We start from the raw sequence: 24,346 nt of genomic DNA, 5'->3' as shown, positions 1-24,346 counted from the left end.
TTATTCCAGGAACAGCGAATTCATTATTCCGGACGAACGAGTTCGTCAGGAATGACGGCGGTGGCCTGGATCTCCACCTTGGCGCGATCCTCGACCAGGGCCATCACCTGCATGGCGGCCATTGCCGGGAAATGCCGGCCGATCACCTCGCGATAGGCCTCGCCGATTCCTCTGAGGTTGGCGAGGTACTCGGCCTTGTCGGTGAAATACCAGGTCATCGAGGTGATGTGCCGCGGCTCGGCGCCCGCCTCGGCCAGCACCGCCACGATGTTTTGCAGCGTCTGTTTTACCTGGCCAACAAAGTCGTCGGTTTCGAACTGGCATTGCCCGTTCCAGCCGACCTGTCCGCCGACGAAGATGAGCCGCCCGCGCGCCGCGACGCCATTGGCGTAGCCGACCGGTTTGGCCCAGCCTTCCGGCTGCAAAATCTCATGCATTCAAGCCTCCCGGTATTCTAAAAACCAAGTCTCAAAATCGAATACTCTTCAATTTCCCGTCGTCAGGCCGCGCCCATCACTTGCCGCGCGATGACCACTTTCTGCACATCGGAAGCACCCTCATAGATGCGCAGCGCGCGGATCTCGCGATACAGGCTTTCGACGATGTGGCCTTTGCGCACGCCGTCGCCGCCATGCAACTGCACCGCTCTGTCGATCACCTCCTGCGCCTTGTCGGTGGCGAACAGCTTGGCCATCGCCGCCTCGCGCGTTACCCGCGCCGCGCCCATGTCCTTGGTCCAGGCGGCGCGGTAGACCAGAAGCGCCGCCGCATCGACGTCGAGCGCCATGTCGGCGATGTGGCCCTGCACCATCTGCAACTCAGCCATCGGTGCCCCGAACAGCTTGCGCTCGGCCACTCTGCTGATGCTTTCATCGAGCGCCCGACGGGCAAAGCCGAGTGCCGCGGCGCCGACAGTCGAGCGGAACACGTCGAGCACCGACATGGCGATACGAAAACCGTCGCCGGGCTTGCCGATCAGTGCCGAGGCAGGCAGACGGACATGATCGAAGGACAGCCTCGCCAGCGGATGCGGCGCGATCACTTCGAGGCGTTCGGCGATGCCGAGGCCCTTGGCGTCACCCGGTACGACAAAGGCGGAAAGCCCCTTGGCGCCCGGCGCCTCGCCGGTGCGGGCAAAAACGATGTAGAGGTCGGCGATGCCACCATTGGAGATCCAGGTCTTTTCGCCCGTGAGAACATAGCTGTCGCCGTCGCGGGTCGCTGTCATCTCGGTGTTGGCGACATCCGAACCGGAGCGCGGCTCCGACAGGGCGAAGGCCGAGATCGCCTTGCCGGCCCGCGTCTTCGCCAGCCATTGCTGTTGGTCCGCCGTGCCGAACAGGCTGAGCGCGCCGGTACCAAGCCCCTGCATGGCGAAAGCGAAATCGGCGAGCCCGTCATGCCTGGCGAGAGTCTCGCGCGTGATGCACAAGGTACGCACATCGAGCGGTCCGGGATTGTCGGTGTCGACAGCCGTCGGTTTCAGCCAGCCGTCTCGGCCCAGTTTTTGCACCAGCTCGCGGCAGGCGGCGTCGACGTCGTGATGATCGACGGGGAGGTTCTTCGCGCACCACGCTTCCAGGCTTTCGGCCAGTTCGCGGTGGCGGTCTTCGAAGAACGGCCAGTTGAGGAAACTCTTGTCAGCCATCAATTCCCCTCGAACACCGGCTTTTCCTTGGCCACGAACGCCCTGTAGGCACGCTCGAAGTCGCGCGTCTGCATGCAGATCGCTTGCGCCTGGGCTTCCGCCTCGATCGCCTGGTCAAGGCCCATCGACCATTCCTGGTTTAGCTGCGTCTTGGTGATGCCGTGAGCGAAGGTCGGGCCGGAGACGATGCGCGCCGCCATGTCGAGCGCGTCGGCTTCCAGCGCCGCCGCATCGACCAACCTGTTGTAGAACCCCCAGCGCTCGCCCTCGGCGGCCGTCATGGTGCGGCCGGTATAAAGCAGTTCGGCGGCGCGGCCCTGGCCGATGATGCGGGGCAGGATCGCACAGGCGCCCATGTCGCAGCCGGCGAGGCCGACGCGGGTGAACAGGAAGGCGGCCTTGGCTTCCGGCGTGGCGATGCGGATGTCGGAGCTCATGGCGATGATGGCGCCGGCCCCGACCGCCACGCCGTCGACAGCGGCGATGATCGGCTTGCCGCAGTTGAGCATCGCCTTGACGAAATCGCCGGTCATGCGGGTGAAGGCCAGAAGCTGCTTCATGTCCATCTTGACCAGCGGACCGATAATGTCGTGGACATCGCCGCCGGAGCAGAAATTGCCGCCATTGGACAGGAACACCACGGCGTCGACATCGTCGGCGTAGACGAGGTCGCGGAACGTGTCGCGGAGTTCCGCATAGCTGTCGAAAGTCAGCGGGTTCTTGCGCTCCGGCCGGTCGAGCCGGATCCTGGCGATCCTGCCCTCGACCTCCCACAGGAAATGCTTCGGCTTGAGGTTGGCCATCGCGGTCATTCGCGTCCCTCCCAGTTGCTGCGGAACGAGGTCAGCATGCCGGTCAGCCGGCGGGCATCCTCCTCGCTGACCTTGCCCAGCAATTCGCCGATCCAGCCCTCATGCGCGGCAGCGATGGTGGCGAAGGATTTGGTGCCTTCCTCGGTCAGCCGCACCATGGACGTGCGGCGGTCGCCATTGCGGCGCGCGCGGGCAACCAGCCCTTCCGAAACCAGCCGGTCGACAATGCCGGTGACATTGCCGTTGGAGACCAGCAGGAAGCGCGACAAGTCGCTCATCAGCATGCCTTCCGGCACGCGGTACAGCGCTGCCATCACGTCGAAGCGCGGCAGCGTCGTATCGAATTCCTTCTTCAGGCGCTCGCGCAGTTCGGCCTCGATCGTACGCGAGGCGCGCAGCAGCCTGATCCACAGGCGCAGCCTGTCCTTGCCGGGTCCCGACGGTGCGGGCAGGGGGCCGGCTACCATGTCTCGCCTCCTGAGATCGAAATTGCCTGTCCGGTGATCGATGCCGCCGCATCGCCGCACAGCCACAGCACGGCGGCGGCGACTTCCTGCGGCTGGATGAAGCGGCCTTGCGGATTGGTCGAGGCAAGGCTGGCGCGTGCCTCGCCGGCCGAGCGGCCGGTTTTTTCGACAATGCGCTGGATGGACTCTTCCAGCATGTCGGTCTCGACGAAGCCCGGGCACACCGCGTTGACGGTGACGCCTGATTTCGCCGTCTCCGCCGCCAGCGCCCGCATCAGCCCGACGACGCCATGCTTGGCCGCCACATAAGGCGCGACATAGGCATAACCTTTCAAGCCGGCCGTGGAGGCGATGAACACGATCCGTCCCGCCTTGCGCGCGGCCATGCCGGCAAGCGCCGGTTTCACCGTCAGGAAGGCACCGGTCAAATTGACGTCGAGCGTCTTTTGCCAGTCGGCGAGCGTGGTCTTGTGCGCCGGCGTGCTGCCGGCCATGCCGGCATTGGCAATGACGATGTCGAAGGCTCCGCGCGCGGCTTGCGCTGTCTCGTAGAGCGAGGCCATGGACGCCTCATTGGTGACATCGGCGGCGACGCTGAAAATGCGGTCGTTTTCGCTGGCCACTTTGGCGAGTTCCGCCTCGCGCCGGCCGCAGATGGTCACGTCGATGCCGACACCAGCCAGCGCCAGCGCTATGGCCCGGCCGACACCGGAGCCGCCGCCGGTGACCAAGGCATGCTTGTCTGAAATCGCTGTCGCGGCCGTCATACTTTCAGCCCCGCGGCGGCATCGCGCTCGGCCAGCCGGTAGATCTGGTCGCGCCCGGGCAGATAGGGATCCGGCCATTTCACGCCGCGGTCGCCAAGCGTCACCGCCGCATGCAGCGTCCAATAGGGGTCGGCAAGGTGCGGCCGCGCCAGCGCCACCAGATCGGCACGGCCGGCCATCAGGATCGAATTGACATGGTCCGGCTCATAGATGTTGCCGACCGCCATCGTCGCCATGCCGACCTCGTTACGGATGCGGTCGGAAAACGGCGTCTGGAACATACGGCCATAGACCGGCTTCGCCAGCGCCGATGTCTGGCCTGCCGAGACGTCGCATATGTCGACGCCGGCTTCGTGCAGCAGCCGCGCGATCTCGACCGCGTCGGCGGGTGTGACGCCTTCGATGCCGACCCAGTCATTGGCCGAAATGCGCATCGAGATCGGCTTCCCCGCCGGCCACGCGGCGCGCACGGCGCGGAAGATTTCGAGGGGATAGCGCATGCGGTTTTCCAGCGAACCGCCATACTCATCCGTGCGCCGGTTTGTGACCGGCGTGATGAAGGACGACAGGAGATAGCCGTGCGCGGCGTGGATCTCGAGCATGTCGAAGCCGCAACGGTCAGCCATCTCGGCCGAGGCCACGAACTGGTCGCGCACCAGATCCATGTCGGCGCGGTCCATCGCCTTCGGCACCTGATTTTGCGGCGACCATGCGACGGCCGATGCCGCCATCACAGGCCAGTTGCCCGAGGCCAGCGGCACGTCGGTGCCTTCCCAGCCGAGCCGGGTCGAACCCTTGGCGCCGGAATGGCCGATCTGGGCGCAGATCTTGGCCTCGGTCTCGGCGTGGACGAAATCGACCAGCCGCTTCCACGCCACCTCGTGTTTGGGCGCATAGAAGCCTGGACAGCCGGGCGTGATGCGGCCTTCCGGACTGACGCAGGTCATCTCGATATAGACAAGGCCGGCGCCGCCCTTGGCGCGCTCCGCATAGTGGGTGAAATGCCAGTCGGTCGGACAGCCGTCGACGGCCTTGTACTGCGCCATCGGCGAGACGACGACGCGGTTGTTGAGCTTCATGTCGCGCAGCTTGAACGGCGCGAACATCGGCGCACGGCGCAGCCTGTTGCCGCCGGCGCCCGCCTGGCGCTGGAACCATTCTTCGGCGCCGCCCAGCCACTCGGCATCGCGCAGCCGCAAATTCTCGTGGCTGATGCGCTGCGAGCGCGTCAGCAGCGAATAGTTGAACTGCACCGGGTCGAGGCCGAGATAGCGCTCGACCTCCTCGAACCATTCCAGCGAATTGCGCGCCGCCGATTGCAGCTTCAGCACCTCGGTGCGGCGGGCATCCTCATATTTGCGGAAGGCGGCGTCGAGATCCGGCTCGGTCTCGACATACTCGGCCAGTGCCACCGCGCTCTCCAAAGCGAGCTTGGTGCCGGAGCCGATCGAAAAATGCGCCGATGCCGCCGCATCGCCCATCAGCGCCAGGTTCTTGTAGGACCAGCGCTCGCACAGCACGCGCGGGAAATTGATCCAGGCCGAACCTCTGATGTGGTTGGCATTGGTCATCAGCGCATGGCCGCCAAGATGCTTGGCGAAGATGCGCTCGCACACCGCGATCGATTCCTGCTGCGTCATCGCGCCGAAGCCGAAGGCAGCCCAGGTCTGTTCGCTGCATTCGACGATGAAGGTCGCGGTCTCGCTGTCGAACTGGTAGGCGTGCGCCCACACCCAGCCATGCTCCGTCTTCTCGAAGATGAAGGTGAAGGCGTCGTCGAATTTCTGATTGGTGCCGAGCCAGACGAACTTGCATTTGCGCGTGTCGATGTCGGGCTTGAAGATTTCGACGAAGGTGTTGCGCGCCCTGGAATTAAGCCCGTCGGCGGCGACGACAAGGTCATGCGTTTCCATATAGGGGCGGGGGTCGGCGATATCGGTCTCGAACATCAGCTTGACGCCGAGTTCGCGGGCGCGGCGCTGCAGCAGGATCAGCAGCCGCTTGCGGCCGATGCCGCAGAAACCATGGCCTGAAGAGACGGTGCGCACGCCGTCATGGATGACAGCGATGTCGTCCCAATAGGCAAAATGCTTCTTGATCCAGACGGCGCTGACCGGATCATTCTTGGCGAGGTTCTCCAGCGTTTCGGCCGACAGCACCACGCCCCAGCCGAACGTGTCGTCGGCGCGGTTGCGCTCGAACACCGTCACGTCGTGGCCGGCGTCCCTGAGCTTCATCGAAATGGCAAAGTAGAGGCCGGCTGGTCCGCCGCCGAGAACCGCAACCTTCATCCGTGCGATCTCCTCTTCGCTTGCTGCCTCGTGAGTATCGCGCCGGCGGCCAGATATTTCAAGCTTAAAGTTTTATGTCGAAATCATTGTGCGGGCGCGCCTGCGTGTTGTTCCGCAAGCGCGCGCCAAGGATTACTTTTCCGGGTTCTTCGGGCTCCACAGCACCGTCTCGGCACCCTTCTCATAGGCCATGCCGTCGGGATAGCTGATCGCTTCCAGCTGCAATCCCCAGGGCGCCTGGAAATAGAGAATGGTCTGGCCGCCGGCGGGGCCTTCCTTGACCGGCAGTGGTCCCATCCGCGTCTTGACGCCCTTGCCGTCGAGATAGGCCTTGGCGGCGGCGACGTCGTCGACATAGAAGGCGATGTGGAAGCCGCCAATGTCGCTGTTCTTCGGCGTCAGATCCTTCTGGTCGGGCGCGGTGTATTTGAACAGCTCGATGTTCGATCCATAGCCGCAGCGGACCATGGTGATCTGCTCGATCACGGCCTTCGGGTCGACACCCAGCACATCCTGCATGAAAGTGCCCTTGTCGTCGGCGAACGGGCCGAACGACATCGCCTTCTTGCAGCCGACCACCTCGGTGAAGAAATCGACCGCCTGCTTCATGTCGGGAACGGTGATGCCGGTATGATCATGGCCGCGCATGCCGGGGATCGAATCCGCCGAGGCCATGCCGGCGCTGCCAAGGATAGCGGCGGCGAGCGTTGCATTTCGAAGTATCGTCTTCATGTCAGTCCTCTCATTGGCGGGACCTGGATCTTTGCGGTCGCACGTCCGAAGCCCGCTTTTCGGCGTGCGTATGCATTCACGCTGGCGGCTTGGCCGCCGAAGGGATGTCCAGCCAGCCGGCGTCGATTTCGGGCAGCGGAATGGCTGCGATGAGGTCGCGCGTGTAGGCCTCTCGGGGATTGTCGAACAAGGCGTCGGTGGCGCTGGCTTCGACGATCACGCCTTCGCGCATGACGATGACTTGCCGGCACAGCCGCCGGATAACCGACAGATCGTGACTGATGAAAGCGACGGTCAGGCCCATCTCCGCCGCGAGCTTTTCCAGCAAAGTGAGGATCTGCGCCTGCGTCGACACGTCGAGGCCGGAGACGATCTCGTCGGCCAGCACGAATTTCGGCGATAGCGCGAGCGCGCGGGCAATGCCGACGCGCTGGCGCTGTCCGCCCGACAGTTCGTGGCGGTAACGGCTGGCGAAACTTTGCGGCAAACCGACCCGCTTCAACGCCTCTGCAACACGGTCCCTGAGATTGTCGCCAAGCCCGTTCTGCCTGAGCGGCGCGGCGATGATGCTGGCGATGGTGCGGCGCGGATTGAGCGACGACATCGGGTCCTGGAAGATCATCTGCAGGTCATGACGCAGCGGCCGCAGCTCCGCCTCCGGCAGATGGGTGATGTCGCGGCCCTCGAAGCTGATGCTGCCGGCGCTCGGCTCGAGCAGCCTGACCAGCGCGCGGCCGAGCGTCGACTTGCCGGATCCGGATTCGCCGACAATGCCGGTCACCGAGCCCCTCGGCAGATCGAAGTCGAGGCCTTTCAGGATCGCGGCCAGCGGCGCGCGGCCGATCAGCGGCTTGCGGGTCATGTCGGGCAGCGCGACCTTCAGCCCGCGCACGGAAAACAGCGGTTCAACCATGCGGCCGCCTCCATGCCTGGTCTGCTGCTGCGATTTCGGCGGCAAGCCCGGCCAGCACCGCCTCGTCCACCGGCTTCAGCGAAGCGAAGGGATCGGTGTAGCGCGGCGTCGCCGCCATCAGCGCCCGTGTGTAGGGGTGTTGTGGCGAGGCGAAGAGCGCCGCCGTGTCGGCTTCCTCCACCACCTTGCCGGCGTAGAGCACCGAGACCTCCTGGCTGATCTTGGCGACGACGCCGAGATCATGGGTGACGAACAGGATCGCCGTGCCGTGCTCGCGCTGCAACGCGGCGATCAGGCGCAGGATCTGCTTCTGCACGGTGACGTCGAGCGCCGTGGTCGGTTCGTCGGCGACGATCAGCCGGGGCTCGGCGGCAAAGGCGGCGGCGATCAGCACGCGCTGGCGCATCCCGCCGGAGAGCTCATGCGGATAGCATTTCAGCACGCGATCGGGATCGCGGATCTGCACCTCGTCAAGCAATTGCCGGACACGTTGATCCGCCTTCTCGCCGCTCCAGCCGAGAATGCGCACCAGCCGGTCGGTCATCTGCGGGCCGATGCGGCGCGACGGGTTGAGCGCGGTCAGCGGATCCTGCGGGATCAGCGCCGTACGCGCGCCGATCAGCGTACGCCGGGCCTTGGGCTGCAACTTGCCGAGGTCTTCGCCCTCGAGCTTCATATCGCCTTCGACGATGCGCACACTCGACGGCAGCACGCCGAGCACCGCCTTGCCTATCATCGTCTTGCCGGCGCCGCTCTCGCCGACCAGCGCGCGCACCTCGCCGGGCTGGACGGAGAGCGACACCGAGCGCAGCACGCGCTGGCCGTTCGGCAGCACGGCGCTCAGATTGGCGATGTCGAGACAGGCGCTCATCGCAGCACCGGGTCGAAACGCGCCTTCAGCGCTTCGCCGAACTGGCTGAACGACAGCACGGTGAGGATCAGCGTGATCAGCGGAAACACCAGCACCCACCAGGCCTGGTGGATCGACAGCCGGCCCTCAGCGATGATGCCGCCCCAGGTCGGGTCGTCGGTCGAGATCGACAGATTGACGAAGGACAGGATCGCCTCGACGATGACGGCTATGCCCATTTCCAGCGACAGCAGCGCCACGATCGACGGCACGACGTTGGGCAGCACTTCGCGCAGCATGATGCCGATGCGGCCATAGCCGGCGATGCGGGCGTTTTCGACATAGTCCATGCGCGACTGGCCCATCGCCTCGGCGCGGATCACCCGGCAGAAGCGCGTCCAGTCGATGATCGCGATCGCCAGGATGACGGAGCTGAGGCCGGTGCCGAGCACGGCCACCAGCAGGATGGCGAACAGTACTGGCGGAAACGCCATCCAGATGTCGACGATGCGCGAAATGATGCGATCGGCCCAGCCGCCGAAATAGCCGGCTATCAGCCCGAGCGTCGAACCGACGAGGCAGGCGGCGATCGCCGCGGCGAAGGCGACGATGAAGGCGATGCGGCCGCCGAAGATCAGCCGGGACAAGAGATCGCGGCCAAGACTGTCGGTGCCCAGCCAATAGCCGGGCTCGGCGCCATCGAGCCAGAAGGGCGGCAGCCGCTCCAGCATCAGATCCTGCGCCAGCGGGTCCTGCGGCGCGACCAGCGGCGCGAAGATCGCCGCCAGCAGGGCCAGCAGCAGCCAACCGCCGGCGAGCCACAGCCTGGGATTCAGTCCGCGTCTCGAGGCCCTATCCATGGCGCAGCCTCGGATTGAGCAGCGCATACATCATGTCGACGGTGAGGTTGATCAGCACGAACAGCAGCGCGAAGACCAGCACGATGCCCTGGATCAGCGGCAGGTCGCGGTTGATGACGGCATCGATCGCCATGTTGCCGAGGCCTTCATAGGAGAACAGCCGCTCGACGATGACGGTGCCGCCGATGAGGAAAGTGAACTGCACGCCGACCAGCGTCAGCGTCGGCAGTGCCGCGTTCTTCAACGCCTCGCGCAGGATGACCTGCGTCTCGGAAAACCCTTTCACCCGCGCCAGCACGACATAGTCGAGGTCGAGCACCTCCTTCAGCGACTGTTTCAACAGCTGCGAGATGATCGCCGCCAGCGGCAGCGCCAGTGCCACAGCCGGCATCAGCATGTGTTTCAACAGGTCCCAGGTCAGGTCGAAGCGCAGCCGAAGCAGGCTTTCGAAGAAATAGAACTGGGTGACGAAGGGCAGGTCGAGCTGCGGCGACACGCGGCCGGAAATGTCGAAGATCGGCACCAGCACGCCGAACAGAAGGATCAGCACCAGGCCCCACAGGAAATCGGGAATGGAGAGTGCTGCACCGCTGGCGATGTCGATGCCGGCTTCCACCGCTGTGCCGCGTTCGCGCGCGCCGAGAACGGCCGTCGTGCCGCCAAGCAGCACCGCCATGATCAGCGCGACGATGGCGAGTTCCAGCGTCGCCGGCAGCCGGTTGAAGACGAGGCCGAGCACGTCTTGCCGCAGCGAAATCGAGGTGCCGAAATCGCCCCTGACGACGCCGGACAGCCAGATGAAGAATTGCTGCACGATGGTCTTGTCGAGCCCGTAGAGCGCGCGCAGGCGGGCAATGTCGTCATCCGTCGCACCAGGCGGCAGCATCATGGCGATCGGATCGCCCGGCGCGACGCGGATCACGACGAAGACGACGACGGCCACGCCAAACAGCGTGATCAGCATCGTCAGAAGGCGGATCAGGAATCTTTGCAGGAGCATGCCGGCGTAACCACTCTGGGGAAACTCCCCCTCATCCGGCCCTTCGGGCCACCTTCTCCCCGAGGGAGAAGAGGCCGCGGACGGCCGGGCCCGTTTCTCTTCTCCCCACCGGGGAGAAGGTGGCCGCGAAGCGGCCGGATGAGGGGGGCCTGCCGGGCGAAGACCGGCAGGTGCAAGGCTGAAGATCAGGCCGGGGTCATCAAAGCCGGCAGCAGCGCGCCGGAAATGTGCTGTACGACATTGACCTTCTTCGAGTGCACGATCGGCTGGGCGTACTGGATCAGCGGCAGCACATAGGCCTCTTCGGCGATGTACTTGTCGACAGCTTTCCAGCCGGCGATGCGCTTGGCCTCGTCCTTCTCGCCCCAGAGCGGACCGATCTTGGCATCGAGATCGTCGGTCTTCCACGACGAATGCGGCGACGGTCCGAACATGGCGAAACCGGTCGAGGTGGTCGGGTCGCCGATGGAATTGCCCCAATTGTAGAACGCCGCCGGCGCCAGCTTGTGCGCGGCGCGCAGCTCATAGTGCTTGGCGATCTCGTAGACCTCGATCTCGGCCTCGATGCCGACCTTGCGCCACATGCCGACGATCGCCTGCACCATCTCGTAGTCCTTGGGCTTGAAGCCCTTGGTCGTCTGGATGGTGAACTTTGCCGGCTTCTTGGTCGAATAGCCGGAGGCGGCCAGCAATTCCTTGGCCTTCTCCGGATTGTGCTCGACCTTGATCGACGGATCGTAGGCCGCGTATTCCGGCGTCTCCAGCGTGTCGATCGGCTGGCCGTAGCCGCGCAGCAGCCGCTTGACCAGAAGCTCCTTGTCCACCGCCATCACGGCCGCCTGGCGGACATTCTTGTCGAGCATGGCATCCTTGTTGTTGAAGAAGATCATGCCGATGTCGGAGACGTTCTTGATCGAGCCGGCAAGCCCGTCCTTGGCGATCAGCCGGTCATATTCTTCGTAGGGGATTTCGAGCGTCACCTGCGAGGAGCCGGATTCGATTTCGGCCACACGGCTTGCCGCATCGGTGACGAACTTGATCGTCACATTCTCGAAAGCCGGCTTGCCGCCCCAATAGTTCGGATTGGCCTTCAGCCGCAGGAAGGCGTTGCGCTCGAATTTTTCCACCATATAGGGGCCGGTGCCGATCGGCGCCTTCTCGAAACCTTCCGCACCCACCTTCTCGTAATAGGCCTTCGGCAGGATGTAGCCGGTCAGGAACGACATCCACTTGAAATAGACCGGGTCGAACTGCACCACGTCGCCGGTGATCTTGTTGCCGTCGATCTTGAAGTTGTTGACGTTCTTCCAGACGAACTGGATCGGGTTACCGGTCTTTTCGTCGCCCGCGCGCTGCAGCGACCAGACGACGTCCTCGGGCGTGAAGGGCGAGCCGTCATGCCATTTCACGCCCTCGCGTACCGTCATCATCACCTTGGTACGGTCGTCGTTCCAGCCCCATTCGGTGAGCAGGCCCGGCGCGAAGGACAGGTCGGGCTTCTGCGGAATGATCTGGTCGAACACCGACTGGTAGAGACCCTGGATGGTCGGGTTCACTGCCGAGGGTCCGGTGGTCGGGTCCCAGGACGGCAGGTTGACATTGTAGGCGATGGTCAGTTCGCCGGCAGCGGCCTTGGCTATTTTAGGCAGGCCAATAGCGGTCACACCGAGTGCCGCGGCACTGTATCCCAGCAATTCGCGTCTGTTGATTTTCATGGTCGTTCCCCTTGTTGGTTATTGTCTTTGCGCGGCACTGTCCGTTCGTTGGTTCAGGCTTCGTTGGCAGCAGCGCCTTGCCTCTCGTCGCCTCGATAAAATCGTCGGAGCCTACCTCCCGCCAAGCTGTTGCGCGAGCATGAAACCAGAGGCCGCGCCGGTGCCGGCGCCCGGCCATGTCGCGGCTCCCGTCAGATGCAGATTGCCGACCGGCGTGTTCCAGCCGGCATAGCCGCGCGCCGGGCGGAACAGAAAGTTCTGCGCCAGATGGTGGCTGCCGCAGACCTGGTCGCCGCCGACAAGGTTCGGATTCTCGCGCTCGAGATCGATGGGCGAGAACACCGAGCGGCCAAGGATTTTGCTCCGCAGCCCGGGCGCATAGATTTCGATGATGTCGAGCACGCGCTCGGCATAGGCGTCCTTGACCTGATCCCAATGCGCGGGCGCGATCTTGGCCGACGCATCGCCAAGGATCTCGGCAGGCAGCATGCGCACCTGTACCCACAGCACATGCTTGCCCTGAGGCGCACGTGAAGGATCGATCGCGGTAGGCTGGCCGACGACCAGCACCGGTTCGTCGGGCAGCATGCCGGCCATCGCCTGCTGATAGGTGCGCGACATCGCGTCGAGCGAGGGCGACAGATGCACATAGGCAAACTGCCGCAACTCGGCCCCGGCGCGCCAGTCCGGCAGGTCGTCCAGCGCCAGGTGGATCATCATCGTGCCCGGCGCATACCGGAACTTTTTCATCGCCGTGTCGAAGCCGGCATTGCCGGAACCGCCGGGCAGCAGCGTGCCGGTCAGCGCCTTGGGCGCGACGCCGGCGATGACAGCCTTGGTCGCCGTATGCGTCTCACCTGAAGCGAGCCGGACACCGGTCGCCTTGCCGGCGGACATCGTGATCTCCGAAACTTCGGCGCCGGTGACGATCTGGCCGCCGGCAGATGTGACCATGCCGGCCAGCGCCCGGATGATGGTGTCGGCGCCGCCCTTGCCCAGCACCATGCCGAAACTCTGGTTCGCCATCGATTCCAGGTACGGAAAAACCGCACCCCCGGCGATGTCGGGGGCGAAGTCGAGATGCATGCCCCAGGTGGCAAGCGTTGCCCGCACATAAGGCGACTCGAAAGTCTCCTCCAGCCAGGCGCGGGGCGACGACAGCAGCAGCCGGCCGGTGTCGAGCGCACCGGCAACACCCTTCCTGCGCCACAGGTTCCACGCCGTGCCGGCAAGCGCCCGCGCACTCATCGGCGAACCCAGCAGCCGGAACAGATGCTCGGCCTCGGCCGGGAAGGCGGCGACCAGCCTGCGCCATGCCGCGGCATCGGCGGCGGAGAAATTGGCCATGCGCGTGGCGGTCTTTTCCAAGTCGTTGCTGACGCCGAACCAGCGTCCATCCGGGAAGGCGCTGGCGAAACAGTCCGCGACTGGCGAGAATTCCAGGCCCTGCGCTTTCAATTCATTTGCATATTTCCGGTGGAAGGCCGAGCCGGCAAACAGGCTCAGATTCATCGCGCCGAAATCATGACGGAAGCCGGGAAGGGTGAGTTCGCGGGTCTGGACGGCGCCGCCGATTGTTGCGCTGCGCTCGAAAATCCCGGTTTTCCAGCCTTTGAGCGCCAGATGCGCGGCGCATGCCAGACTGTTGTGGCCCGCCCCGACAAAGATGGCGTCGAACTCGCTCACGCCCCGTTCCCATTTCCTTTATGCTTAAAGATAATTGCAGATGCATATGTTTTCGTCTAGTAGGATATTAAGGGCCGAGACGAGCCTTGATCATCACTAGAAAGAGGGAACTTCAGACCATGGACACCCAAAAACTCCTCGGCGAAGTCGCTGGCCAGTTGCTGTCAGGCGCCATCAAGGTGGTTGACCTCTCCGCGCAGCTCGGGCCGGACACGCCGCTGATCAAGCTGCCGCCGGAGCTTGCCGTCGACACGCCGAAGGTCGAGATTCATCAGATCTCGAAATACGACAAGAATGGTCCGTGGTGGGCGTGGAACTGGCTGAAGCTCGGCGAGCATTCGGGCACGCATTTCGATGCGCCGCAGCACTGGATCACCGGCAAGGACTATCCGGACGGCGCCACCGACACCATTCCGGCGCAGAATTTCGTTGGCCCGGTCAATGTCATCGACTGCTCCAAGGAGGCCGCCGCCGATCACGATTTCCTGCTCACCGTCGACCACATCAAGGCGTGGGAAGCCAAGCATGGCGCCATCAACCCAGGCGAGTGGGTGGTGATGCGCACCGACTGGTACAAGCGCAATGGTTCGGAAGCCGAATTCCTCAACGCCAACGAAACCGGCCCGCACACGCCCGGCCCGACTGCCGAAGCCATCCAGTATCTGATAGCCAAGGACATCAAGGGGTGGGGCTCGGAGACGATCGGTACCGACGCCGGCAAGGCGGGCGGCATGGAGCCGCCATTCCCGGCGCACACGCTGATGCACAAGGCCAATCGCTACGGCCTTGCCAGCCTCTGCAACCTCGACCAGCTGCCGCCGAAAGGAGCCATCCTGATCGCGGCGCCGCTGAAGATCGAGCACGGCACCGGCAGCCCGATCCGCGCACTGGCGCTGGTGTCGGGAAAATAAAGCGAGGGTCTTCGGGAGAAGATCATGCGCACAGGCCCGACGGTCGAGAGCAACCGCCAATGAAAGCGCCCGATCACATCATCGTCGGCAGCGGCATCAATGCGCTGGTCTGCGCGGCGATGCTCGGCGGCAAAGGGGCGCGTGTGCTCGTGCTGGAGCGCAATGACCGTATCGGCGGCTGCATGCGCACCGAGGAGATCACCGCACCCGGCTTCATCCATGACGTGATGGCGACGACCTTCGTGCTGTTCATCACCTCGCCGGCCTTTGCCGCATTGGGCGGCGACCTCGCCCGGCACGGGCTGGAGTTCTGCCACACCGGCACGCCGACGGGCGTGTTGCGGCCGGACGGCAGCCATGCCGTGCTCAGCACCGACCGCGCCGCCAATGTCGCGGCGCTCAACGCGATCGCTGCCGGCGACGGCAGCCGGCATGCCGACGATGTCGGTGGCATCGAGCGCAATGCCGGCCTGCTTTTCGGCCTGCTCGGCGGCAGCCTGTGGTCTTATCCGACAGCCAAGCTGCTGGCCGGCGATGCCTGGCGGCGCGGCCCGCGCGGCCTTGCCGCCTTTCTCGGCGAGGCGCTGGCGCCGGCACGCGGCTGGCTGGAAAGCACCTACCAGTCCGAGACCATCCGCGCGCTCTGGGCGCCCTGGGTGCTGCATGCCGGTCTTGGGCCGGAAGATGCCTTCTCCGGCCAGATCGCCAAGGTGATCGCCTTCGCGCTGGAGGCCGCAGGCGCTCCGATCGTCAAGGGCGGGGCGAAGAACCTGCTGTCGGCCTTCGAGGCCCTGATCCGGGAACGTGGCGGCGAGATCCGCACCGGTGCCGATGTCGCCTCAATCGTCCAGACCGGTGGCCGCGCGACCGGCGTGCGGCTCGCCTCGGGCGAAACCATCGCGGCGAACAAGAGCGTCATCTGCTCGGTCACGCCGACGCAGCTTTATGGCCGCCTGCTCGGCGCGGATGCGCCCAAGAACGATGTCGAGGCGACGCGGCAATATCGCTACGGCAAGGGCAATTTCCAGATCCACTATGCACTGGACAAACCGCCGGCATGGCGTGGCGAAGGGCTGGACAAGGTGGCGCTGCTGCATCTGACGCCTGGGCTCGATGGCGTCTCGAAAGCCTGCAACGAGGCGGCGCGCGGCATGCTGCCGGAAGTGCCGACCATCTGCGTCGGCCAGCCGCACGCGCTCGACCCGTCGCGCTGTCCGCAAGGCAAGGCGATCCTCTGGCTGCAACTGCCCGAGGCGCCCCGCCACATCAAGGGCGATGCCGCCGGCAAGCTGCAGGCGCCGGCTGACGGACAATGGACTGAAGCGCTGCGCGAGGCCTATGCCGACCGCGCCGAAGCCATCCTCGCCAGCCATATCGACGGCTTCAAGGACAGCGTGATCGCACGCCGCGCCTATTCGCCGGCCGATCTCGAGGCGATGAACATCAACCTGGTCGGCGGCGATCCCTATGGCGGCTCGTCGACCATCGACCAGTCCTTCCTGTGGCGGCCGTTCAAGACCAGCCGCAACCACCAGACCGGCATCAAGAACCTCTACCATATCGGCGCCTCCACCCATCCGGGCGCGGGTCTCGGCGGCGGCTCCGGCTTTCTGCTGGCGGGGAGGCTGTGATGGAACAGAAGATCACGGAAAAGCGCCAGCGCATTTCGACCCTCGGGCAGATCGGCCTGCAGCAATTCGCGCCCTATCTGATGAACCGCATCATGGGCCGCTACAACGCCACCTTGCGCGATGATTTCCGCAAGCAGGGCCTGACCATTCCGCAGGTGCGCACGCTGGCCGTGCTGTCGGTCACCGACGGCGTCACCGTCAACGATCTCTCGGTCTACACGGTCATCGAGCAGTCGACCTTGAGCCGCACGCTCGACACGCTGGAGGGGCAGGGCTTCGTGCGTCGCGAGCAGGGCGTTACCGACAGCCGCATCCGCCATGTCTTCCTGACCGACGAGGGCCGCGCCGAGTTCACCCGCGCCTGGCCGGCCATGCATGACGCCTTCGAGGCGATGTTCGACGATATCGACGACGCCGAATATGCGGCACTCATCGCCACGCTTTTGAAGATGCTCAAGAACATTCGCAAGCACGACATCTAGATGTACGCGCTGCCAATTTCGGCGGCAACGGAAGGTTGGAAAAATGGCCGAACGGTCTTTTGCCAAGGAAGTCGAGAAACTCAGGCTTGGCGCCGGCGAGGAATTCGCCGGCGAGGGCATCCTCGCCATCACCAAGGCGCTGCTGCAATGCGGCGTCGGCTATGTCGGCGGCTATCAGGGCGCGCCGATCAGCCATCTGATGGACGTGCTGGCCGACGCGCAGGACATTCTGGGCGAGCTCGGCGTGCATTTCGAGGCGAGCGCGTCGGAAGCGACAGCCACCGCCATGCTGGCCGCCTCGGTGCACTATCCCATTCGTGGTGCCGCCACCTTCAAGTCGACTGTCGGCACCAATGTCGCCTCCGATGCGCTCGCCAACCTTGCCTCCGGCGGCGTTACCGGCGGCGCGCTGATCATCGTCGGCGAGGATTATGGCGAGGGTTCCTCGATCATGCAGGAGCGCAGCCATGCCTTCGCCATGAAGAGCCAGGTCTGGCTGCTCGACCCACGCCCCAATTTGCCGTCGATCGTCAAGGCGGTGGAGGACGGCTTCGAGCTCTCGGAAATCTCCAACACCCCGGTCATGCTGCAGGTGCGCATCCGCTGCTGCCATGTGCACGGCCACTTCATCGCCAAGGACAACAAGCGTCCGCCGATGACGGTCGCCGATGCGCTGGACGCGCCGCGCCGCGACACTGGCCGCATCGTGCTGCCGCCCGCCTCCTTCCTGCACGAGAAGGAGAAGGTGCAAAAACGCTGGCCGGCGGCGGTCGACTTCATCGCCAAGAACAAGATCAACGAATTCTTCGGTTCGGATCATGGCTCGGTCGGCATCGTCATGCAGGGCGGCATGTACAATTCCGTGATCCGCGCCTTGCAGCGTCTCGGCCTCGCCGACACCTATGGCGAGACCGACGTGCCGCTCTATGTGCTCAACGCCGTCTATCCCTTGATCGATGACGAGTTCCTGTCCTTCTGCGAGGGCAAGCAGTCGGTGCTGGTCGTCGAGGAAGGCCAGCCCAACTACATCGAACAGGCCTTTGCCGCCATGCTGCACAAGGCCGGGCGTGGCACCAGGCTGGTCGGCAAGGAATATCTGCCGATGGCCGGCGAATATACCGGCCAGGTCATGCTCGACGGCATCGGCACCTTCCTGCGCGCCGAAGCGCCGCATCTCTTGCCGGGCGAAGTGCGCGCCCCCAACAAGGTCGGCGACGGCGTCGATACGGCCGACCTGATCAATGTCGTGCCGGGCCGTCCGCCTGGGTTCTGCGTCGGCTGTCCGGAACGGCCGATCTTTGCAGCGACGAAGCTGGTCGAGCGGGAACTCGGCAAGCACCATATCGCCTCCGACATCGGCTGCCATTTGTTCTCGATCATGCCGCCCTTCGAACTCGGCGCGACAACCATGGGCTATGGTCTCGGCCCGGCCTCGGCCTCGGCGTTCAATTCGCCCGACGCCAAGCGCCGCTCGATCTCCTTCGTCGGCGATGGCGGCTTCTGGCACAACGGCCTGACCTCCTCGATCGGCAATGCGGTGTTCAACAAGAATGACGGCGTCATCGTCATCGTCGACAATTTCTACTCGGCCGCGACCGGTGGGCAGGACATCCTGTCGTCGCGCGCCGGCAACAAGACCAAGTCGACCAAGCATCCGATCACCGAGGCGGTGAAGGGCATGGGCGTCAAATGGCTGCGCCATGTCGACCGCACCTACGATGTCGGCAAGATGCAGGACACGCTGCGCGAAGCGCTAACGACGGAGGAGAAGGGGCCGAAGGTCATCGTCGCCTCGTCCGAATGCATGCTCAACCGCCAGCGCCGCGAAAAGCCGCTGGTCGACAAGGCGATCAAGGGCGGCGAGCGCGTGGTCAAACCGAAATTCGGTGTCGACGAGGACATCTGCACAGGCGACCATGCCTGCATGCGGCTGTCTGGCTGTCCGTCGCTGTCGGTGAAGTCGCTCGACGATCCGCTGCGCGACGATCCGGTGGCATCCATCGACCAGAGCTGCGTCGGCTGCGGCAATTGCGGCGAGGTCGCCGATGCGGCGGTGCTCTGCCCGTCCTTCTACCGCGCCGATGTCGTGCACAATCCGAGCCGCTGGGACCGTTTCCTGGAATCCACGCGCCGCGCCACCATCAGCCTGTTGCAACGCCGCCGCGAAAGCCGGCGCCTGACCTTCGCCGATGCTTGACGCCGTCCCCCCACTCCGCGCCAAGGCCGGCGCCCAGGATGACGAGCGTGTCATCAAGCTCGCCGTGCTGGCGGTCGGCGGTCAGGGCGGCGGCGTACTGGCCGACTGGATCACCGACGTTGCCGAGCGCAATGGCTATGTCGCGCAATCGACCTCGGTCGCCGGCGTCGCCCAGCGCACCGGCGCGACAATCTATTATGTCGAGATGGCCCGCGACACCGGCCGGCTTCCGGTCTTCGCGCTGTCGCCCTCGCAAGGCGATGTCGACATACTGATCGCCGCCGAATTGATGGAAGCCGGCCGCGCCATCATCCGTGGCTTCGTCACGCCGGAACGCACGACGCTGATTGCCTCCTCGCACCGCATCGCCGCGGTGTCGGAAAAGATCGAGCCGGGCGACGGCCGGGCCTCGTCCTCCAAGGTGCATGCGACGGCGGAAGCCGCGTCGAAGCGCGTCATCGCCTTCGACATGGAGAAGATCGCCGCTGACAACGGCTCGATGATCTCGGCCAGCCTGCTCGGCGCGCTGGCCGGATCGGATGCGCTGCCGTTCACGCGCGAAAGCTACGAGCAGGCGATCGGTGCCGGCGGCCGTGGCGTCAAGGCTAGCCTCGCCGCCTTTGGCGCTGCCTATGACCGCGCGCGCGGCACGGCCGCGCCGGCGCCAAAGCCGGCGGAGCCGGAGATTGTCGAATCCGCCCTGGGTGCGGGGCGCGTCACCGGCCCGCAGAACCTGCTGCAGGGCTGGCAGGCGCTCGCCGCCCGTATCGACCTGATGCCCGCGGCGGTGCGCGACATGGCGCTGCGGGGCCTGAAAAAGGTCGTCGACTATCAGGACATCGCCTATGGGCGCGAGTATCTCGACCGGCTGGACAAGGCCGTCGCGCTGGATGGCGCCGAGCACGCCCATGCGCTGTCCATCGCCGCCGCCAAGCATCTCGCCAACGCGCTCTGCTACGACGACATGATCCGCGTCGCCGACCTGAAGACACGCTCGACGCGTGACAGGCGCGTGCGCAAGGAGGTCGGCGTCAAGGATGGCTCGATCCTGCAGGTGACCGAATATTTCCATCCCCGCATCGAGGAGTTCTGCGGCACGATGCCGGCGGGGTTGGGCAGCTATATCGAGAGCCGGCCGAAGCTTGCCGCCTTCCTCGACCGCCGCATCAACCATGGCCGCCGCATCCGCACCGACAGCTTTGCCGGCTTCGCGGCTTTGTGGTTCATCGGCGGCCTGCGCCGCTGGCGCCGCCGTCTGCTGCGCCACAAGGTCGAGACCGCGCATCTCGATCGCTGGTACGCGCTGGCGCTCGCGCATGTGCCCCAGGACTACGCGCTCGCCGTCGAGATCCTCAACTGCCGCCGGTTGATCAAGGGCTACAGCGACACCCATGTCCGCGCGCAATCGAAATTCGACCGCGTGCTGTCGGCGCTTCCCATGCTCAAGGGCCGCGACGATGCCGCCGACTGGATCCGCCGCCTGCGCGAGGCGGCGCTGAAGGACGAAAAGGGCGACATGCTCGACGGCGCGCTGAAGACCGTGGCGACGCTCTGACCCAGTCCCACCACTGAGGTGCCCTAATCCTGACAGACTCCACAGACCGCCGGCTCTGTTTTTCAGCTGCGGTGAACGCCGTTCATTTTTCTCTTGAACAATGTTCAAAACGTGGTAGGGTGCGTTTGTGAACGATGTTCATTTCTGGCGAACCCAAAGCCACGATATGGACATCAAGCGCAGCAAGGAAGTTTAACCAGCTCAGGACTATCACTGAGATCGAAACAGCGCCTGCAACCTGCAGGGCCTTTCGGCACACAGCCGCAGGGTTCCGCCAAATGGAAATCGCCATGAACACGCATCTGATGTTGTCCCGGCGCTTTGCGCCTCTGTTCTGGACGCAGTTTCTGTCCGCTTTCAACGACAATTTCCTCAAGAACACACTGGTGTTCCTGATCCTCTTCACGCTGGCCGCCGACCAAGCGGCCTCGCTGGTCACGCTCGCCGGCGCCGTCTTCATGGCGCCCTTCCTGCTCTTGTCGGCGCTTGGCGGCGAGATCGCCGACCGTTTCGACAAGGCCCTGATCGCCCGGCGGCTGAAATTCGCCGAGATCGCCGCGGCGGCGGTCTCCGTCGCCGGCATCGCGCTGTCTTCGATCCCGGTGCTGATGACGGCGCTGCTGATGTTCGGCATCATCTCGGCGCTGTTCGGGCCGATCAAATACGGCATCCTGCCCGACCATCTCGAGCGCAAGGAACTGCCCAAGGCAAACGCCTGGATCGAGTCGGCCACGTTTGCCGCCATCCTCGGCGGCACGATCGCCGGCGGCGTCGTCTCGGCCGACGGCATTGGCGTCATGGTGTTCGGCCCGATCATGATGGCCCTCGCCGTCGGCTGCTGGTTCGTAAGCCGCTACATTCCGCCCACCGGTTCGGCGGCGCCCAACCTTGCCATCGACAAGAACATCTTCCGCTCGACCTGGCGCCAGGTCAGCGAATTGCGCACCGATATGCGCATCTGGCGCGCCGGCCTGATGACCTCGTGGTTCTGGCTGATCGGCGCCATCGTGCTCTCGATTCTGCCGACCTTGATCAAGGATTCGCTCGGCGGCGACGAGATCGCCGTCACCGTCTATCTCGCGGTGTTTGCCGTCGCGATCGCCATCGGTTCGGCGATTGCCGCATGGATGTCGCAGGGCCGCATCGTGCTTCTGCCCGCGCCGGTCGGAACGGCGCTGCTGGCGCTGTTCGGCCTGCATTTGGCCTGGGCCGTCTGGAGCATGCAGCCTTCGCCGAAGGCGCAATCACTTGCGCTGTTCTTCGCCGGGCCAAACACGATTCGTGTGGCGATCGACCTCGCCGCCATGGCCATCGCCAGCGCCTTCCTCGTGGTGCCGACCTTCGCCGCCGTGCAGGCCTGGTCGCCGGAAGCGCGCCGCGCCCGCGTCGTCGCCGCCGTCAGCATCGTCAATGCCGGCTTCATGACGGTCGGCGGTATTGTTGTCGCCGTGATCCAGACGAAAGTCTCCACCGGCGGCATCCTGTTCGGCCTCGCCTTGGCCAACGCTATCGCCGCCTGGCTGATGCTGAAATTCCTGCCGACCAACGCCTTCCGCGACTTCGTCTCCATCCTGTTCCGCGCCTTCCTGCGCCTGGAGGTCGAGGGCATGGAGAACCTCAAGGCGGCCGGCAAGGCGCCGATCCTGGCGCTCAACCATGTCAGCTTCCTCGACGGTCCGCTGGCACTGACGCTGACCGATGAGGAGCCGGTCTTCGCCATCGACTACACCATCGCCCAGGCCTGGTGGATGAAGCCGTTCATGAAGCTTGCCCGCGCTTTGCCGCTCAACCCGGCCAAGCCGATGTCGACCCGCACGCTGATCAAGATCGTGCACGGCGGCGATCCGCTGGTCATCTTCCCCGAAGGCCGCATCACCGTCACCGGCGGGCTGATGAAGGTCTATGACGGTGCCGCCATGGTGGCGGACAAGACCGGCTCGATGGTCGTGCCGATCCGCATCGACGGGCTGGAGAAAAGCCCGTTCTCGCGGCTGACGTCGCAGCATGTGCGCCGCCGCCTGTTCCCGAAGGTCAAGGTGACCATACTGGAACCGGTCAAGCTGCAAGTGCCGCCGGAACTGAAGGGCCGCCAGCGCCGCGCCGCGGCGGGTGCCGCCCTCTACCAGGTCATGTCGGATCTCGTCTTCCGCACCCAGGACATCGACAGGACGGTGCTGGAAAAGATCATCCTGACGGCGAATGAACGCGGCATGAAACGGCTCGCCGTGCAGGATCCGGTCACCGGCTCGCTGAGCTATGGCAAGCTGCTGACGGCGGCCGCCGTGCTCGGTGAGAAATTCCAGAACCTTTATGCCGACCAGCAGACGCTCGGCATCATGCTGCCCAACGCCAACGGCTCCTGCGCGACGCTGCTTGGCGTCATGTCGGCCGGCAAGGTGCCGGCGATGATCAACTTCACCGCGGGTGCCGCCAACATTCTGTCCGCCTGCAAGGCCGCAGAAGTGCGCACCGTGCTCACCTCGCGCGCCTTCGTCGAGCAGGCCAAGCTTGGTGCGGTGGTCGAGGAGATCGGCCGCTCGGTCGACATCGTCTGGCTCGACGATCTGCGCAAGACCATCGGCCTCAGGGACAAGCTGCTCGGCCTGTTGCGCAAGTCGACGCCGCGCGCACCCCGCAAGGCTGACGATCCGGCGGTGATCCTGTTCACCTCCGGCTCGGAAGGCACGCCGAAGGGCGTCGTGCTCACCCACCGCAACATCCTGGCCAATGCCGCGCAGGCGGCCTCGCGCATCGACTTCCACTCTGGCGACAAGGTGTTCAACGTATTGCCGATCTTCCATTCCTTCGGCATGACGGCCGGCACGGTGCTGCCGCTGATCTCGGGCGTGCCGGTGTATTTCTACCCGTCGCCGCTGCACTACCGCATCGTGCCGGAACTGATCTACGCGTCCAACGCGACGATCATCTTCGGCACCGATACGTTCCTCAGCGGCTATGCGCGCACTGCGCACCCCTACGACTTCCGTTCGATACGCTATTGTTTTGCCGGGGCCGAACCGGTCAAGGCAGCGACACGCATGACCTATATGGAAAAGTTCGGCGTGCGTATCCTCGAGGGCTACGGCGTGACCGAAGCGGCGCCGGTGATCGCCATCAACACGCCGATGTACAACAAGTCCGGCAGCGTCGGCAAAATCATGCCCGGCATGGAATACCGCCTGGATCCGGTACCCGGCGTCGATGAAGGCGGACGTCTCTACGTGCGCGGCCCGAATGTCATGTCGGGCTATCTGCGCGCCGAGAAGCCCGGTGTGCTGGAGCCGTTGGAGGACGGCTGGCATGACACCGGCGACGTCGTCTCGGTCGACGACGGCGGCTTCATCACCATTCGCGGCCGGGCCAAGCGTTTCGCCAAGATCGGCGGCGAGATGATCTCGCTCGCCGCCGTCGAGGCTCTGGCGGGTGAAATGTGGAAAGGCACATTGTCGGCGGTCGCTTCGGTGCCGGATGCGCGCAAGGGCGAGAAGCTCATTCTCATCACCGAGGCTCCCGGCGCCACACGCGCGGAGTTCCTGGCCTTCGCCAAGGCCAATGGCGCCATGGACCTGATGGTGCCCGCCGAAGTGCGCGTCGTCCCGAAAGTGCCGGTGCTCGGTTCCGGCAAGCTCGACTTCGCCGGCGTGACCAAACTGGTGCGGGACGCGACGGTCATCAAGGTCGAGGCCGCCTGATCATGGGCAGCGAGCCGATGCCTCGCCGAAAGTCGCGGCGTCGATTGGCGAGCGCTCCGCCCGCTAGGCTAACGAATATGTGATAGGGCCACCCATCCGGCATTCAGCCGGGTGGGTGGTATGTTGTCCTCGGGAAT

Annotated in this window: 19 protein-coding genes; 6 read left to right on the top strand and 13 right to left on the bottom strand. The window is 64.8% G+C overall.

Annotation, left to right across the window (positions count from 1 at the left end):
- Positions 1 to 23 precede the first annotated feature (23 nt).
- The 13 genes from AC1DPX_RS01015 to AC1DPX_RS00955 all read right to left on the bottom strand — a co-directional run bounded on the left by AC1DPX_RS01015 (position 24) and on the right by AC1DPX_RS00955 (position 13,741).
- Positions 24 to 437 carry a RidA family protein gene (locus tag AC1DPX_RS01015; protein ID WP_477233974.1) on the bottom strand — a complete coding sequence of 138 codons (414 nt, stop codon included), beginning with the start codon at positions 435 to 437 and terminating at the stop codon, positions 24 to 26.
- A gap of 62 nt (positions 438 to 499) precedes the next feature.
- The gene (locus tag AC1DPX_RS01010; protein WP_477233972.1) at positions 500 to 1,648 is read right to left on the bottom strand and encodes an acyl-CoA dehydrogenase family protein; all 1,149 of its coding nucleotides are present in this window, start codon (positions 1,646 to 1,648) and stop codon (positions 500 to 502) included.
- Positions 1,648 to 2,460: an enoyl-CoA hydratase family protein gene (locus AC1DPX_RS01005; RefSeq protein WP_477233970.1), complete on the bottom strand. Its 813-nt coding sequence runs from the start codon at positions 2,458 to 2,460 to the stop codon at positions 1,648 to 1,650. The genes AC1DPX_RS01010 and AC1DPX_RS01005 overlap by 1 nt, the downstream gene beginning before the upstream one ends.
- Positions 2,457 to 2,927: a MarR family winged helix-turn-helix transcriptional regulator gene (locus AC1DPX_RS01000; protein ID WP_010913223.1), complete on the bottom strand. Its 471-nt coding sequence runs from the start codon at positions 2,925 to 2,927 to the stop codon at positions 2,457 to 2,459. Before AC1DPX_RS01000 ends, AC1DPX_RS01005 begins: the two co-directional genes overlap by 4 nt.
- Positions 2,921 to 3,694: an SDR family NAD(P)-dependent oxidoreductase gene (locus tag AC1DPX_RS00995; RefSeq protein WP_477233968.1), complete on the bottom strand. Its 774-nt coding sequence runs from the start codon at positions 3,692 to 3,694 to the stop codon at positions 2,921 to 2,923. Before AC1DPX_RS00995 ends, AC1DPX_RS01000 begins: the two co-directional genes overlap by 7 nt.
- Positions 3,691 to 5,985 (bottom strand): bifunctional salicylyl-CoA 5-hydroxylase/oxidoreductase, encoded by a 2,295-nt coding sequence (locus AC1DPX_RS00990; RefSeq protein WP_477233966.1) that lies wholly within the window; start codon positions 5,983 to 5,985, stop codon positions 3,691 to 3,693. Before AC1DPX_RS00990 ends, AC1DPX_RS00995 begins: the two co-directional genes overlap by 4 nt.
- Positions 5,986 to 6,117: 132 nt before the next feature.
- Positions 6,118 to 6,717: a VOC family protein gene (locus AC1DPX_RS00985; RefSeq protein WP_477233964.1), complete on the bottom strand. Its 600-nt coding sequence runs from the start codon at positions 6,715 to 6,717 to the stop codon at positions 6,118 to 6,120.
- Between the two features lie 76 nt (positions 6,718 to 6,793).
- Complete coding sequence (locus AC1DPX_RS00980) at positions 6,794 to 7,630, bottom strand: ATP-binding cassette domain-containing protein (protein ID WP_477233962.1); 837 nt, start codon at positions 7,628 to 7,630, stop codon at positions 6,794 to 6,796.
- A complete protein-coding gene (locus AC1DPX_RS00975) occupies positions 7,623 to 8,501 on the bottom strand; it encodes an ABC transporter ATP-binding protein (RefSeq protein WP_477233960.1) in 879 nt (292 codons plus the stop codon). The genes AC1DPX_RS00980 and AC1DPX_RS00975 overlap by 8 nt, the downstream gene beginning before the upstream one ends.
- Positions 8,498 to 9,367 carry an ABC transporter permease gene (locus AC1DPX_RS00970; protein ID WP_202356400.1) on the bottom strand — a complete coding sequence of 290 codons (870 nt, stop codon included), beginning with the start codon at positions 9,365 to 9,367 and terminating at the stop codon, positions 8,498 to 8,500. Before AC1DPX_RS00970 ends, AC1DPX_RS00975 begins: the two co-directional genes overlap by 4 nt.
- Positions 9,333 to 10,340 (bottom strand): ABC transporter permease, encoded by a 1,008-nt coding sequence (locus AC1DPX_RS00965; protein WP_202356399.1) that lies wholly within the window; start codon positions 10,338 to 10,340, stop codon positions 9,333 to 9,335. Before AC1DPX_RS00965 ends, AC1DPX_RS00970 begins: the two co-directional genes overlap by 35 nt.
- A 185-nt stretch (positions 10,341 to 10,525) precedes the next feature.
- Positions 10,526 to 12,055, bottom strand: coding sequence for an ABC transporter substrate-binding protein (locus AC1DPX_RS00960; protein ID WP_202356398.1), 1,530 nt, complete (start codon positions 12,053 to 12,055; stop codon positions 10,526 to 10,528).
- 111 nt (positions 12,056 to 12,166) lie between these two features.
- Positions 12,167 to 13,741, bottom strand: coding sequence for a phytoene desaturase family protein (locus tag AC1DPX_RS00955; RefSeq protein WP_477233958.1), 1,575 nt, complete (start codon positions 13,739 to 13,741; stop codon positions 12,167 to 12,169).
- A 119-nt stretch (positions 13,742 to 13,860) separates the two neighbouring features.
- On the opposite strand from AC1DPX_RS00955, the gene AC1DPX_RS00950 reads away from it, so the two are divergent.
- The 6 genes from AC1DPX_RS00950 to AC1DPX_RS00925 all read left to right on the top strand — a co-directional run bounded on the left by AC1DPX_RS00950 (position 13,861) and on the right by AC1DPX_RS00925 (position 24,209).
- Positions 13,861 to 14,652: a cyclase family protein gene (locus tag AC1DPX_RS00950; protein WP_202356396.1), complete on the top strand. Its 792-nt coding sequence runs from the start codon at positions 13,861 to 13,863 to the stop codon at positions 14,650 to 14,652.
- A 59-nt stretch (positions 14,653 to 14,711) separates the two neighbouring features.
- On the top strand, positions 14,712 to 16,283 hold the full coding sequence (locus AC1DPX_RS00945) for a phytoene desaturase family protein (protein ID WP_477233956.1): 1,572 nt from the start codon (positions 14,712 to 14,714) through the stop codon (positions 16,281 to 16,283).
- Complete coding sequence (locus AC1DPX_RS00940; protein WP_202356394.1) at positions 16,283 to 16,765, top strand: MarR family winged helix-turn-helix transcriptional regulator; 483 nt, start codon at positions 16,283 to 16,285, stop codon at positions 16,763 to 16,765. Before AC1DPX_RS00945 ends, AC1DPX_RS00940 begins: the two co-directional genes overlap by 1 nt.
- A 43-nt stretch (positions 16,766 to 16,808) precedes the next feature.
- The gene (locus AC1DPX_RS00935) at positions 16,809 to 18,962 is read left to right on the top strand and encodes a thiamine pyrophosphate-dependent enzyme (RefSeq protein WP_477233954.1); all 2,154 of its coding nucleotides are present in this window, start codon (positions 16,809 to 16,811) and stop codon (positions 18,960 to 18,962) included.
- On the top strand, positions 18,955 to 20,517 hold the full coding sequence (locus tag AC1DPX_RS00930; RefSeq protein WP_477233952.1) for an indolepyruvate oxidoreductase subunit beta family protein: 1,563 nt from the start codon (positions 18,955 to 18,957) through the stop codon (positions 20,515 to 20,517). Before AC1DPX_RS00935 ends, AC1DPX_RS00930 begins: the two co-directional genes overlap by 8 nt.
- Positions 20,518 to 20,807: 290 nt before the next feature.
- Positions 20,808 to 24,209, top strand: coding sequence for an acyl-[ACP]--phospholipid O-acyltransferase (locus AC1DPX_RS00925; RefSeq protein WP_477233950.1), 3,402 nt, complete (start codon positions 20,808 to 20,810; stop codon positions 24,207 to 24,209).
- Positions 24,210 to 24,346 lie beyond the last annotated feature (137 nt).

This window comes from Mesorhizobium sp. 01N446 (genome assembly GCF_056399285.1).
This window is presented reverse-complemented; position numbering and strand designations above follow the sequence as displayed.